11 protein-coding genes are annotated in these 14,181 nt (G+C 74.4%); 6 read left to right on the forward strand and 5 right to left on the reverse strand.

Features of this window, described 5'->3' with window-relative positions; genetic code table 11:
* Positions 1-3: 3 nt before the first annotated feature.
* The 4 genes from ABZ836_RS14870 to ABZ836_RS14885 form a co-directional block, all read right to left on the reverse strand.
* The gene (locus ABZ836_RS14870) at positions 4-1,326 is read right to left on the reverse strand and encodes a M20/M25/M40 family metallo-hydrolase (protein WP_356135164.1); all 1,323 of its coding nucleotides are present in this window, start codon (positions 1,324-1,326) and stop codon (positions 4-6) included.
* A complete protein-coding gene (locus ABZ836_RS14875) occupies positions 1,319-2,152 on the reverse strand; it encodes a M55 family metallopeptidase (protein WP_356135162.1) in 834 nt (277 codons plus the stop codon). Before ABZ836_RS14875 ends, ABZ836_RS14870 begins: the two co-directional genes overlap by 8 nt.
* Positions 2,153-2,336: 184 nt before the next feature.
* Positions 2,337-4,697 (reverse strand): MFS transporter, encoded by a 2,361-nt coding sequence (locus tag ABZ836_RS14880; RefSeq protein ID WP_356135342.1) that lies wholly within the window; start codon positions 4,695-4,697, stop codon positions 2,337-2,339.
* 283 nt (positions 4,698-4,980) lie between these two features.
* Positions 4,981-5,421: an SRPBCC family protein gene (locus ABZ836_RS14885; protein WP_356135160.1), complete on the reverse strand. Its 441-nt coding sequence runs from the start codon at positions 5,419-5,421 to the stop codon at positions 4,981-4,983.
* A 164-nt stretch (positions 5,422-5,585) separates the two neighbouring features.
* On the opposite strand from ABZ836_RS14885, the gene ABZ836_RS14890 reads away from it, so the two are divergent.
* The 4 genes from ABZ836_RS14890 to ABZ836_RS14905 all read left to right on the forward strand — a co-directional run bounded on the left by ABZ836_RS14890 (position 5,586) and on the right by ABZ836_RS14905 (position 10,254).
* Entirely contained in the window at positions 5,586-6,641 is a 1,056-nt protein-coding gene (locus ABZ836_RS14890) for an Rv2578c family radical SAM protein (protein WP_361142173.1), read from the forward strand.
* Positions 6,642-6,799: 158 nt separating this feature from the next.
* Positions 6,800-8,368, forward strand: coding sequence for an alpha/beta hydrolase (locus ABZ836_RS14895; protein ID WP_361142176.1), 1,569 nt, complete (start codon positions 6,800-6,802; stop codon positions 8,366-8,368).
* 157 nt (positions 8,369-8,525) lie between these two features.
* Complete coding sequence (locus ABZ836_RS14900; protein WP_356135154.1) at positions 8,526-9,629, forward strand: MerR family transcriptional regulator; 1,104 nt, start codon at positions 8,526-8,528, stop codon at positions 9,627-9,629.
* Between the two features lie 64 nt (positions 9,630-9,693).
* Positions 9,694-10,254, forward strand: a complete 561-nt coding sequence (locus ABZ836_RS14905) for a GNAT family N-acetyltransferase (RefSeq protein ID WP_356135340.1) — start codon at positions 9,694-9,696, stop codon at positions 10,252-10,254.
* On the opposite strand, the gene ABZ836_RS14910 is transcribed toward ABZ836_RS14905, so the two are convergent.
* Positions 10,173-10,829, reverse strand: coding sequence for an adenylosuccinate lyase (locus ABZ836_RS14910; RefSeq protein WP_361142385.1), 657 nt, complete (start codon positions 10,827-10,829; stop codon positions 10,173-10,175). The two genes, ABZ836_RS14905 and ABZ836_RS14910, sit on opposite strands and share 82 nt — an antisense overlap.
* Before the next feature lie 351 nt (positions 10,830-11,180).
* Here ABZ836_RS14910 and ABZ836_RS14915 point away from each other — a divergent pair, with 351 nt between their 5' ends.
* Both ABZ836_RS14915 and ABZ836_RS14920 read left to right on the forward strand, forming a co-directional pair.
* On the forward strand, positions 11,181-12,995 hold the full coding sequence (locus tag ABZ836_RS14915; protein WP_361142179.1) for a 3-hydroxybutyryl-CoA dehydrogenase: 1,815 nt from the start codon (positions 11,181-11,183) through the stop codon (positions 12,993-12,995).
* Between the two features lie 202 nt (positions 12,996-13,197).
* Positions 13,198-14,016: a TetR family transcriptional regulator gene (locus ABZ836_RS14920; protein WP_356135148.1), complete on the forward strand. Its 819-nt coding sequence runs from the start codon at positions 13,198-13,200 to the stop codon at positions 14,014-14,016.
* The last annotated feature ends 165 nt before the right edge of the window (positions 14,017-14,181 follow it).

The raw sequence follows: 14,181 nt of genomic DNA on the forward strand, positions 1-14,181 counted from the left end.
CTGTCAGGCCGTCCGCAGGAAACGGTCCAGCACGCGGACGCCGAAGTGAAGACCCTCGACGGGAACCCGCTCGTCCACGCCGTGGAAGAGCGCCTGGTAGGCGAAGCCCTCGGGCAGCCAGACGGGGGCGAACCCGTAGCCGGTGACGCCGAGCCGGGCGAACTGCTTGGCGTCGGTGCCGCCCGACATGCAGTACGGCACGGTCCGCGCCCCGGGGTCGAACTCCTCGACGGCGGTGCGCAGCTTGGCGAAGGTCGGGGAGTCCACCGGGGCCTGCAGGGCCTGCTCGCGGTGGTAGTACTCCCAGTCGACGTCGGGGCCGGTCAGTTCGTCGAGGGTGCGCTCGAAGTCGTCCTCGCCGCCCGGCAGGAAGCGCCCGTCGACGTGGGCGCCGGCCTCGCCGGGGATCACGTTGACCTTGTAGCCGGCGTCCAGCATGGTCGGGTTGGTGCTGTTGCGCAGGGTCGGCTCGACCAGGGCGGCGGCGGGGCCGATCTTCACCAGCAGTTCGTCGACCTGGTCGGAGTCGGTGAGGTCGTACCGGGAGGCGTCGATGCCGTAGAGCCCGGCCAGTTCGGTGACGGCCGCGCGCACGGTCGGGGTGAGGTGCAGCGGCCAGTCGTGCTCGCCGAGCCGGGTGACGGCGGCGGTGAGGCGGGTGACGGCGTTGGAGCGGTTGACCTTGGAGCCGTGGCCGGCGCGCCCGTGGGCGGTCAGCTTGAGCCAGCCGGTGCCGCGCTCGCCGGCGCCGATGGGGTAGATCCGGCCGCCGGATCCGTCGTGGAAGGTGTAGGCGCCGGACTCGCTGACGCCCTCGGTGCAGCCCTCGAACAGCGCGGCGTGCTGGTCGACGAGGAAGCCGGAGCCGTCGACCGCGCTGTCCTCCTCGTCGGCGGTGAAGGCGATGACGATGTCGCGGCGGGGTCGGACGCCCTCGCGGGCCCAGGAGCGGATCACCGAGAGGATCATCGCGTCCATGTTCTTCATGTCCACGGCGCCGCGGCCCCAGAGCACGCCGTCGCGGATCTCCCCGGAGAAGGGGTGCACGGTCCACTCGTCGGCCTCGGCGGGCACGACGTCGAGGTGGCCGTGGACCAGGAGCGCGTCGGCTGAGGGGTCGGTGCCCTCGAGGCGCGCGACCACGTTGGTGCGTCCCTCGGTGCGCTCCAGGAGGGTGGGTTCGAGGCCCGCCTCGGCGAGCCGGGCCGCCGCGTACTCGGCGGCGGGGCGCTCGCGGCAGTCGCCGCCGCCCCGGTTGGTGGTGTCGATGCGGATCAGGTCGGACGCGAAGGTCACGACCTCCTCGAGGGCCTGCTGGTCAGCCATACGTTTCCTCCACCGCGGCCGAGACGATCGTGGTGACCGCCTTGAAGGTGCGGATTGCGTCGTACATCGTTGCTTCGGTGTAGGCGACCTTGCGCTCTCCGACACGGCCCACGCCCGGGACGACGGTCGCCGCGTCGGCCAGGTGTTCCGCGTCGAACTCCACCGCGACGGTGTGCGGTCCCGCCTGCACCGGCTCGTGACGGACGGCCAGGGACACCGCCTCCTCGGCGGCGGCCCGGATGTCCGCGTGGGTGCGGGCAGGCGTGCGGCACACCGCCGCGTAGCGCGAGACGTGGTCCTTCACCGCGACCTTCCGCGCCTCGGGCGCGTACCCGAGGGCGTCGTCACAGGCCACGTCGTCGCCGGTCACCAGGATGACCGGTACCCCGTACTCGGCCACCACATGGGCGTTGAGCAGGCCTTCGCTCGCCCGGACGTCGTTCAGCCAGACGCCGGTGAGCTGGTTGGCGAGGTAGGTGTGGGCGAGGACGCCCTCCATGCCGGCCCCGCCGTGGTACCCGATGAAGGCGATGCCGTCGACGTCCCCGTGCTGGACGCCCTCGACCATGGAGAGGGCCTTGTGTCGGCCGGTGAGCATCTCGACGCGGTCGTCGAGCTGCTCGAGCAGCAGGTTGCGCATGCTCCAGTGGGCCTCGTTCACCAGGACCTGGTCGGCGCCGCCGTCGAAGAAGCCGAGAGCCGCGGCCTGCACGTCGGAGGTGAACATGGGGCGGCAGCGTTCCCACTGGGGAGTGCCCGGTAGCACGTCGGCCGGCCAGGTGACACCGGTCGCGCCCTCCATGTCGGCGCTGATGAGGATCTTCACCCGTCGCTCCGTTTCTGCCGGTCACACGCACGCATGGGACGTGAGTCTAGACGCAGGGTCCGGCGGGGCGATCTTCCCCCGGCGCCGGGAACGGCGCCGGGGCGTGACCGGGCGGTGCGGGCGGGCCGGGGCGCGGTGCGGGCGGGCCGGGGCGCCGTGCGGCCCGGCCCGGTCCGGCGCCGGTTCAGTCCTGGTGGCCGAGCTGCAGGTCCCGCTCGGTGCGGCCGCCCCCGGCCACCTGGAGCACGGTGGCGACCGGCGGGTAGCCCGCGGCGATCACCGTGTACTCGCCCGAGGACAGGTCGACGAAGCGGAAGGTGCCGTCGGACCCGGTCGTGAGGGTGTCCACCACGTTCCCGGCGGCGTCGAGCAGGGTCACCCGGGCGTCCTCGACGGGCCGCCCGCCGCCGCCCCGGACCACGCCGCGCAGCACCGCGCCGCCCGCGAGTTCGATGTCCTGCCGGGTCTCCCGCGAGGCCTGTACGGTCACCGGCAGCGCGGTGGGCCGGTAGGCGTGGGCGCTGGCGGCCAGGGTGTACTCGCCGGCCACCAGGTCGCTGATCACGTAGCCGCCGTCGTAGCCGCTGCGGGAGGCGGAGACCACCTCGCCGTGGACGTTGGTGAGGGTGACGGTGGCGTCCCGCACCGGCGTCCCGTCGGCGGTGGTGACGGTCCCGGCGAGGCGTCCGGCGCCGCCGAGGACCACGTCCATCTCGACCGGCCGCTCCCCGACGGTGACCTGCACGGCCTGCGGCTGGTGCCCGCCCGCGGCGGCGATCAGCACGTAGGAGCCGGGGCCCGGGGTGGCCAGCGCGTACCGGCCGTCCTCGCCGCTGGCGCCGCGGCCGACCTGCTGCCCGACGCCGTCGATCAGGGTGAGCGCGGCCCGCGGCACCACCGTCCCGTCGGCGTGCCGGACCGCGCCGCAGACGGCGATGCCGCCGCCGTAGGGGGCCCTGGCGCTCGGCACCGAGGCGGTCACCTCGACGGTGAACGGCGCGGAGGCCGTGTACGGGGCGGCGGCTCCGGCCGGGGCGGTCGCCGGCTGGTGCCCGGCGTCCTGGGGGTCTGCGGCGGGGACGTTCTGGGACACCAGGGGTTTCTCCTTGAGGAAGAAGGCGATGATCAGGCCGAGCACGAGGACCGGCACCAGGTAGAGGAAGATCCGCGGCATGGCCTCCGCGTAGGCGGCGATGTACGCGTCGCGCTGCGGCGCGGGCAGCGAGTGCACCAGCTCCGGGCTGACGGACTCGGCGTGCGGGGCGGCGGCCGTGCCGCCGGGCAGGCCGGGCAGCCGGTCGGCGAGGGCGTCGGTGAGGCGGTCGGCGAACAGGGTGCCGAAGACGGCGGCGCCGACGCTGCCGCCGATCTGCCGGAAGTAGTTGTTGGCGCTGGTGGCGGTGCCCAGGTCGGCGGGGCGCACCGAGTTCTGCACGGCGAGCACCAGGACCGGCATCACCAGGCCGATGCCGGTGCCCAGGACGAACATCCAGACGCTGTAGGTGACCCGTCCGGTCCCCATCTCCAGCAGGGACAGCAGCCACATGCCGACGGCGGAGAGCGCGCCGCCGAGGATCGGGTAGATCCGGTAGCGGCCGGTGCGGCTGATGAGCTGCCCGGAGACGATCGACGCGCCGACCACCCCGCCCATCATGGGCAGCATCAGCAGGCCCGACTCGGTGGCGGTGGCCCCGTCGACCATCTGGAGGTAGCTGGGCAGGTAGCTGGCCGCGCCGAACAGCGCGATGCCGACCACCAGCCCGACCAGGGCGGTGACGTTGAAGACGGAGTCCCGGAAGAGCCGCAGCGGGATGAGCGGTTCGGCCGCGAACCGCTCGGCGACCACGAAGAGGGCGGAGCAGAGCACGGCCCCGGCGGCCAGCCCGAGGACGGTGCGCGAGCCCCAGGCGTACTCGGTGCCGCCCCAGCTCGTCAGCAGCACCAGGCAGGTGGAGGCGGCGGCGAGCAGCAGGGTGCCGAGGACGTCGAGCCGGGGGCGGACGGCGGGCTTGGGCAGCTTCAGCACGGCGGCCACCACCACCAGCGTGACCAGGCCGAACGGGACGTTGAAATAGAAGCACCAGCGCCACGAGTGGTGATCGCTGAAGTATCCGCCGAGCAGCGGTCCGGCCACCGAGGCCAGGCCGAAGGAGGCGCCGACGAGGCCCATGTAGCGGCCGCGCTCGCGGGACGGGACGATGTCCGCGATGATCGCCTGCACGCCGATCATCAGGCCGCCCGCGCCGATCCCCTGCACCGCGCGGAAGGCGATCAGCTGGTCCATGGTCTCCGCCCGCCCGCAGGCCGCGGAGCCGATGACGAAGACCACGATCGAGAAGAGGAAGACGCCCTTGCGGCCGAAGAGGTCGCCCAGCTTGCCGTAGACCGGGAGCACCACGGTGGAGGTCAGCAGGTAGGCGGTGATGGCCCAGGACATCTTGTCCATGCCCTGCAGGTCGCCGACGATCTTCGGCAGGGCGGTGGCGACGATCATCTGCTCCAGCGCGGCGAGCAGCAGCGCCAGCATCAGACCGCCGAAGACCAGCCGGACGCCCCGCGGGGTGAGCCGCGGGGCGTCCTCGGCGGCCGGCCGGGCCGCGGGGAGCGGGACGGTGTCCTCGCCGTCCGGCGCCGTCCCCCCGGCCCCGTCGCGCGGCCCGGCCTCGTCCCGCAGCAGTGCGGTCCCGCCCGTCACGCCCACTTGCCCTCCCGTTCGTCGCACGTCACCAGGCGAACGGCAGTGAAGGAATCCGGTTACGCAAGTCACTCGAACCGGTGAGGCCAACGGGGCTTCCGCAGGCGGCTGTTGACCTTTCGGCCCGCTCGGGTCACTCCACCTCGGAGGCGAGCCGCGCGAGCACGGCGTCGTAGATCCGCGCCAGGCCCTTGGGGGCGAAGGTCCTCTCGAAGAAGCCGCCGATCCCGCCGGCGCCGTTCCAGACGCTGGTGACGACGACCCGCGCGCGGTCCTCGCCGGCCGGGGTGACCCGCCAGGTGGTCACCATCGAGGAGTTGCGGTCCTTCTCGGTCAGCTCGCCGGCGGTCGGCTCGGTCACCTCCAGCAGGCAGTCCCGCACCCGCTTCTCGGTGGCCTGGAGCCGCCAGTGCACCAGGGTGCCCGCGCCCTTGCCGCCCTCCCGCACCTCGTACTCGCTGAACTGCTCGGGCAGCAGCCGCGCCCGCGTGCCCTCGTAGTCCGCGAGGGCGGCGTACACCCGCTGCGCGTTCGCCGCGACGACCCGCTCGGTCGTGGCCTCCACCTGCGCCATGTGCTTCCTCCAGCTCGTGATCCGGCCGATCCGGCGCCAGCAAACCACCCCGGCCCACGGCGGCCAAATCGACGGACCGGGCGGGCCCCGATGTGCGGTCCGCACGATCAAGGGAACACGTGTTCTATTATCGCTGTTCGCAACGACCGACAAGCGAGGCCTGCATGCGCTGGGACAACCTCACGCCGGAGTCCGGGCGGACGGACCCCGCCCTGTTCGGGGCGGACTCGGTGACCACCCGCACCTTCGACACCCCCGAGTTCCGTGGCATCACCTTCCACGAGATCCGGGCGCGCTCCATCGTCAACCGGGTGCCGGGCGCCTCCCGGATGCCGTTCGAATGGACGGTGAACCCCTACCGCGGCTGCACCCACGCCTGCGTCTACTGCTTCGCCCGCAAGACGCACGGCTACCTGGACCTGGACACCGGCATCGGCTTCGACTCGCAGATCGTCGTCAAGCTGAACGCGCCCGAGCTGCTGCGCGCCCGGCTGGCCTCCCGGAACTGGCACGGCGAGCACATCGCCATGGGCACCAACGTGGACTGCTACCAGCGCGCGGAGGGCCGTTACCGCCTGATGCCGGGGATCATCGAGGCCCTGCGCGACCACGCGAACCCGTTCTCGATCCTGACCAAGGGCACGCTCGTCCTGCGCGACCTGGAGCTGCTGGAGCAGGCGGCCGAGGTCACCGACGTGGGCGTCAACGTCTCCGTGGGTTTCGTCGACCGCGAGCTGTGGCGCACGGTGGAGCCGGGCACCCCGGCGCCGGAACGCCGCCTGGACGTGGTCCGCACCCTCACCGAGCACGGCATCGGCTGCGGGGTCCTGATGGCGCCGGTGATCCCCTTCCTCGGCGACCGGCCCGAGCAGCTGCGCGCCACCGTGCGGGCGATCGCGGAGGCGGGCGCCACCTCGGTCACCCCGCTGGTCCTGCACCTGCGGCCGGGGGCCCGCGAGTGGTACATGGCCTGGCTGGCCGAGCACCATCCGGAGCTGGTGGGCCGGTACGAGCGGATGTACGCCGGCGGGGCCTACGCGCCGACCTGGTACCAGCGCCGGATCACCGGCCAGGTCCACGAGCTGGCCCGCGAGTACGGCATCGGGCCGCAGGGCGGGGCGGCCCGCCGCCGGATCCGGAGTTCGCGTCCCGCCGCGGACCCCGCCCCGGCCGCCGGGGGCCCGGCCGCCGGGGGCCCGGTGCAGCTGTCGCTGCTCTGACCGCGCACGCCCGGGCGCCGCGCCGACTGCCCCGCCCGGCGGCACCGGTGCTACCCGAACGGGTCAACTCCACCCGAAACACCTCCTTCCTCCCCGTCCCGGACGGCACGATGCGCCCTGGACCGTGGCACGCACGGCCGCCGACCCCGGGGAGACTGATGAAGAAACGCGCCGCCGCCGCCCTCTGCGGCTCCGCCGTCGCGCTGGCCTCGGCCCTGACCGCCGTACCCCCCGCCCAGGCCGTCCCCGGGCCCGCCCCGCTGGGCGCGGCCGGGCCGGCCTGGAAGAAGTGCGGCACCGAGGAGGCCCCCACGCTGCAGTGCGCCGACGTCCAGGTGCCGCTGAACCACGCCGACCCCGGCGGCCGGAAGATCACCGTGGCCCTCGCGCGCGTCCCGCACACCGCGGGGAAGTCGCTCGGTCCGCTGCTGGTCAACCCCGGCGGTCCCGGCGGCAGCGGGGTGGACCTCGCCGGCTTCGTCGCCTCCGGGCTCCCGAAGTCCGTCGCGTCCCGTTACGACGTCATCGGCTTCGACCCCCGGGGCGTCGGGAGGTCCCGGCCCGCCCTGAACTGCCTCCCCGGCTACTTCGACCCGGTCCGCCCGGACCCGGTCCCCTCCACCTCGGCCCTGGAGCGGACCAACCTCGAGCGGGCCCGGGCCTTCGCCGCCGCCTGCCGGACCCAGCACGGCGACGTCCTGCCGTACATGGACACGGTCAGCGCCGCGAAGGACCTGGAGTGGATCCGGCGCGCGGTGGGCGCCCGGAAGATCAACTACCTGGGCTACTCCTACGGCACCTACCTGGGCGCGGTCTACGCCAAGCTGCACCCGGACCGGGTGCGGCGGATGGTGCTCGACTCGGTGGTCGACCCCGCCGGCGTCTGGTACGAGAACAACCTCCAGCAGGACGTCGCCTTCGAGGAACGCCACCGGGCGTTCACCGCCTGGGTCGCCCGGCACGACAAGGTCTACGGGCTGGGCACCGACGCCGCCGGGGTGGAGGCGGCCTGGTACCGGATGCGGGCCGCGGTCGCCGCGAGGCCGGCCCAGGACGTGGTCGGCCCGGCCGAGCTGGAGGACCTGTTCCTCCCCGGCGGCTACCACAACGGCTACTGGCCGCTGCTGGCCCGGGTGTTCTCCGCCTACGCGGTGAAGGGCGAGGAGGCGCCCCTGGTCGAGGCCTACCGCGCGGTGGGCGCGGTGGACGCCGCCGGGCACAACGGCTACAGCGTCTACACGTCCGTGATGTGCCGGGACGCGCCCTGGCCGCGTGACTGGGCGCGGTGGCGCTCCGACAACGACGCGGTGCACAGGAAGGCGCGCTTCATGACCTGGAGCAACGCCTGGTACAACGCGCCGTGCGCCTTCTGGCCGGTGAAGGGCCTGAAGCCGGTGGACGTCCGCAACGACAAGCTGCCGCCGGTGCTGATCCTGCAGTCGACGGGTGACGCCGCGACGCCGTACGCGGGCGCGGTCCGCACCCACCGGCTGCTGCGGAGGTCTTCGCTGGTGGTGGAGGAGGGCGGCGGCAACCACGGCGTCTCGCTGGCGGGCAACGCGTGCCTCGACCGCCACCTCGCCGCGTACCTCGCCGACGGCACGGTCCCCCGGCGCACCGCCGGCGAGGCCGACGCCACCTGCCCGACGCTTCCCGACCCGAAGCCCGCCGCGGACTCCACCCGCCGGTTCACGCCGTCCCACCCCTGGCCGCTGCCGCGCCGCTGAGCGCCGCCGGCCGCCCCGCACGGGCGTCGCACACACCGCGGCGCCCGTGCCGCCGGGCCGGGCCGCGCCGCCGGGCCGGGCCGGGCCGCCGGGCCGCGCGGAGGCGCTTGACCCTCACGTGACGTGATGGCGCATCGTCAGGGGCGTGGAGGAGCACATGACCGTGGGACGGGTCGCCGAACTGGCCGGCGTGACCGTCCGCACGCTGCATCACTACGACGAGATCGGCCTCGTCCGCCCGTCCGCGCGCACCACGTCCGGGTACCGGGCGTACGCGGCGGCCGACGTGGAGCGGCTGCGGGAGGTGCTCGCCTACCGACGGCTGGGCTTCGGGCTGCGGGAGATCGCGGACCTGGTCGACGACCCGGCCACCGACACGGTCGCGCGCCTGCGCCGGCTGCGCGGCCTGCTGCTGGAGCAGCGGGACCGCGCGGCCGCCATGGTGACGGCCATCGACAGGGAACTGGAGGCACGGGCCATGGGGATCAGGACCACGCCGCAGGAGCAGCTGCAGGTGTTCGGCGCGCAGCTCTACGAGGCCATCGGGTCCGCCTACCCGGCGACGCGGCACACCGAGCCGCGCATCGCCGCGCGGGTCTGGGAGGCCCTCGGGGACGCGCGGACGGTGCTCAACGTCGGCGCGGGCACCGGTTCGTACGAGCCGTTGGACCGCGAGGTGGTCGCGGTGGAGCCGTCGGCGGTGATGCGGGCGCAGCGCCCCGCGGACGCGGCGCCGTGCGTGGCGGCCACCGCCGAGAACCTGCCGTTCGCGGACGGTTCCTTCGACGCGGCGATGGCCTTCAGCACGGTCCACCACTGGCACGATCCGGTGGCCGGCCTGCGGGAGATGCGGCGGGTGGCACGCCGGGTGGTGGTGTTCACGCACGACGCCAGTGACGCCGGCTGGCTGCACCGGTTCTGGCTGACCCGCGACTACCTGCCCGAGGTGGCCCGTCTCGTCGTCGGCCGGCCGGCGGTGGACGAGCTGGCGGGCGTGATCGGGGCCCGGATGGAGCCGGTGCTGGTCCCCTGGGACTGCGCCGACGGTTTCTTCGAGGCGTACTGGCGGCGGCCGGAGGCGTACCTGGAGGAGCACGTCCGCCGCGCGGTGTCGGTGTGGACCAGGGTCGGGCCGGAGGCCGAGCGGCGGGCGGTGGACCGTCTGGGCGAGGACCTGGCCTCGGGCCGGTGGGCCGAGCGCAACCGCGACCTCGCCGGTCTCGACGCGGCGGAGCTCGGGCTCCGTCTGCTGGTGGCCTGAGCCGCCCCGGAATCGGGGTGGCCGGGCGCGCAGGAGCCTGCATGATGGCCCGGTGATCAGAGAGATGCATGATGGCCCGGTGATCAGAGAGATGACGGTCGCGGACTGCCCGGGCGTCGCCGAGGTCCGCACCGCCGGATGGCGGCACGCCTACCGCGGGCTGATGCCGCAGGCCTACCTGGACCGGATGGACCCCGTCGCCGCGGCGGAGCGCCACCGCGAGCTCCTGGAGGGGGCCGGCCCCGGCGTCGTCAACCTCGTCGCCGAGCGGGAGGGCCGGGTCGTCGGCTGGGCCTGCCTCGGTCCGCACCGCGGGGACGAGGCCGGCTGGGAGCTGTACACCCTGTACGTGGACCCCGTCCACCACCGTGCGGGGCTCGGCGGCGCCCTGCTCCTCGGCTGCCTGCCCGCCGAGGGTGACACCTACCTGTGGGTGGTGCGGGACAACACGCCGGCCCGGCTCTTCTACGAGCGGCACGGCTTCGCTCCCGACGGCGCCGAGGAGCCCTTCACCGTGGACGGCGTGGACGTCCCCGAGGTCCGCTACGTGCGCCCGGCTCCCTCGGCCGGCCCGCCCGCCCCGGCTCCGGCCGCGTCGGCGGCCTCCTCGCCGCCCTCCGCCTGAAGGGCCCGGAGCGCGGCCCGCGCGGCGGCGGCCAGCTCCGGGCGTCCTGAGTCCCGGGCGCGCCCGAGCACGTCGCGGGCCCGCGGGTCGCCCAGCGCGCCGAGCCCTTCGACGCAGGCGAGCGCGACCTCCCGGTGCGGATCGCGGTCCGCCGCGAGCCGCCGCTCCAGCACGGTCACCAGCGCGGGGACCGCCTCGGGCGCCCGCAGCGCCACCAGCAGCCGCACCGGGTGGAGCGCGTACCCGACCCGCAGCTCGTTGGTGGCGAGCGCCGCGGCCGCCCGTCCGGTGCGCGGATCGCCCAGCCGGGCCAGTGCGTAGGCCGCGGAGGCGCACCGCGGGGCGTCACGGTGGTTGAGCAGCAGCACCAGCGGTTCGAACGCCCGCCCGTCCCCGGCCAGTCCGAGCCGGAAGGCGGCCAACTCCCGCGCCCACAGCGGATGCCCGGGTTCGCCCAGCAACTCCGCGAGCTCGGCCGGCTCCGCGTCCGACACCAGCCGCCGGTGGGCGAACCCTCCGCCGGACTCGGCCCGCAACCGGGCCTCCAGTGCGGCCAGTTGACCCTCGTCGTCCATCACCCGCCCAACCCTACGCAAATCACCCGCCCCCGTGGGAGCGGGATCACACATCACGCCGCCCCGGACGGTCTGGCGCGCTCACTACTCACGGGTTAAGCTCATTCGAGCGAGCAACCCCTCGCATTCCTCGCAGCGGCCTGGTGACGCAGCCGCCGCGAGCAGTCGGTTCGGTACGGCTCCGCGGTACCGCAGCAACACCGCACGACCCGGTCCCGGGACAGGACCGGGCGGCACGGGCAGAGGCCGCTCATGGCCGGCCGTCTGCCAACTCCCTTTCTCCGCATGCCCCTCGGCCCTCGTCGCCGGTGTGCGTTCCAGCCGTCACCTCACGCCTTCCTGGAGTCCGTCATGGCCGCTCCCTCTTCCCTGTCCCGTTCCGACAGCGCCTCCTCCCTCCGGACCGTCGCCGTGGTGGGCCTCGGCACCATGGGCTCGGGCATCGCCGAGATCCTGGTCCGGGCCGGCCGCGAGGTCGTCGGCATCGACGTCGACCCCGAGGCGGCGGCCCGCGCCACCGCCGCGCTGGAGAGCTCGACCGCCCGTTCCGTCGCCAGGGGCAGGCTGACCGAGGACGAGCGCGAACGGGCCCTGGCCCGGCTGCGCACCTCCACCGACCTCGCCGACGCCGCCCCGGCCGACCTGGTGATCGAGGTGGCCCCTGAGTCGTACGACGTCAAGCAGCAGATCTTCCGCGCCCTGGACGACGTCGTCCGCCCGGAGGCGATCCTGGCGACCGGCACCAACGCCCTCTCGGTGACCCGGCTGGCCGCCGACTCGGCCCGCCCGGAGCGCGTGCTGGGCCTGCACTTCTTCAACCCGGCCCCGGCGATGAAGCTGGTCGAGGTGGTCTCCTCGGTGCTCACCGCCCCGGCCGCGGTCGCCGCCGTGACGGACCTGGCGGTCGAGCTGGGCAAGGAGCCGGTGAAGGTCGGCGACCGCCCCGGCTTCGTCGCGGACGGCCTGCTGTTCGGCTACCTCAACCAGGCCGCCGCGATGTACGAGTCCCGGTACGCCTCCCGCGAGGACATCGACGCGGCGATGCGCTTCGGCTGCGGCCTGCCCATGGGCCCGCTGGCACTGCTGGACCTGATCGGCGTCGACACCGCGCGCACCGTGCTCGAGGCCATGTACCAGGAGTCCCGCGACCGGCTGCACGCCCCGGCGCCGATCCTGCGCCAGCTCAGCGACGCCGGCCTCAACGGCCGCAAGTCGGGCCGCGGTTTCTACACCTACGAGGCCCCCGGCTCGGCCACCGTGGTCCCGGACGCGCTCACCCCGCGTCAGGACGCCGAGGCCGGCGCGGGCCGCCCGGTGCGCTCGGTGGGCGTCGCGGGCTCCGGCACCATGGCCTCCGGCATCGCCGAGGTGTTCGCCAAGGCCGGCTACGACGTGGTCCTCGCGGCCCGCAGCGAGGAGAAGGCGGTCGCCGCCAAGACGCGCATCGGCAAGTCGCTGGCGCGCTCGGTGGACCGCGGCCGGATGACGGCCGAGGACGCGGCGCAGGTGCTGGACCGGATCACCCCGGCGGGCAGCTACGACGCCTTCGCCGACGTCGACCTGGCGCTGGAGGCCGTCGCCGAGGACCTGGAGGTCAAGCGGCAGCTCTTCGCCGCCCTGGACAAGGTCTGCAGGCCCGGCGCGATCCTGGCGACGACCACCTCCTCGCTGCCGGTGGTGGCCTGCGCCCGCGCCACCTCCCGCCCGCGCGACGTGATCGGGATGCACTTCTTCAACCCGGCCCCGGCGATGAAGCTGGTCGAGGTGGTCCGCACGGTCCTCACCGACGACGACGTGCACGCCACGGTCCTCGAGGTGTGCCGGAGGATCCGCAAGCATCCGGTGGACTGCGGCGACCGGGCCGGCTTCATCGTCAACGCGCTGCTGTTCCCGTACCTCAACAACGCCGTGAAGATGGTCCAGGAGCACTACGCCACGCTGGACGACGTCGACGCCGCGATGAAGCTGGGCGGCGGCTACCCGATGGGGCCGTTCGAGCTGCTGGACGTCGTCGGTCTGGACGTCTCGCTGGCGATCCAGAAGGTGCTGCACCGCGAGTTCCGCGACCCGGGCCTGGCCCCGGCGCCGCTCCTGGAGCACCTGGTGGCCGCGGGCTGCCTGGGCCGGAAGACGGGCCGCGGCTTCCGCGAATATGCCCGGCGCTGAGCCCCGCCCCGGCCCCGGCCGGGCCCCGGGGGACGAGGAGTCCCCCGGGGACTGGGGCGGTCTGCTGGACCGCCCCGGCTTCCCTCCCCCGGACCCGGCGGCGCCCCTCCCGGCCGCGCCTCCCGCGGCTCCCCCGCCCGCCCCCGGCCGGGGAGGTCCGGGGCGCGCACATGGGGGTGCGCGGATGGAGTACGTTCGGGGCATGTCCCACCCCGCCAAGTCGACACGATCCCCCGCCGCGGCCGACGCCCCGGAGAGCACCGCGGGCAGCCGGGCGGCCGCCCAGCGGCTCAAGATGCGCCGCGAACTGGCGGCGGCGGCCATGGAGCTGTTCTCCACCAAGGGGTACGAGGCGACCACCGTCGACGAGATCGCCGCCGCGGCCGGCGTGGCCCGGCGCACCTTCTTCCGCCACTTCCGCTCCAAGGAGGAGGCGATCTTCCCGGACCACGACGACACCCTGGTCCGGGCCGAGGCGGTGCTGAAGGCCGCCCCGGCGCACGAGCACCCGCTGGACACGGTGTGCCGCGGCATCAAGGAGGTCATGCGGATGTACGCGGCCCACCCGGAGGTGTCGGTGGCCCGCTACCGGCTGACCCGCGAGGTGCCGACGCTCCGCGAGGCCGAGATCGCCTCGGTGGCCCGCTACGAGCGGCTCTTCACCCGCTACCTGCTGGGGCACTTCGACGAGAAGGCGCACGCCGACGACGCCAACGACGACCCGCTGCTGGCCGAGGTGGCCGCCTCCGCGGTGGTGACGGCCCACAACCACGTGCTGCGGCGCTGGCTGCGGGCCGACGGCCAGGGCGACGTGGAGCGGCAGCTGGACCACGCCTTCGCGATCGTCCGGCGCACCTTCGGCCGCGGCATCGGCGCGGGCCGGGACGACTCCGGCCGCACCTCGCCGGACGCGGCCTCGGTCTCCGCCTCGGGCGAGGTGCTGGTCACCGTGGCCCGGGTGGACGCGCCGCTGGACGAGATCATGCACACCATCGAGAAGGCCCTGCGGGAACGCGCCTGAGCGCCCCCGGGGCCTTCCCCGCCACCGACCGCGCCGCGGAGCGCCCCGTGGAGCGCCCCGCAGACCGTGCCGCGGGCCGTGCCGCCGCTCGGTGGACGCCCGGCGCCACCAGCAGGTCGGCCGGCACCGGCAGGTGGTCCGAGGCCCCCGGGTCCAGGCCGACCA

It is taken from the genome of Streptomyces sp. NPDC047130 (genome assembly GCF_040643475.1).
Taxonomy (GTDB): domain Bacteria; phylum Actinomycetota; class Actinomycetes; order Streptomycetales; family Streptomycetaceae; genus Streptomyces.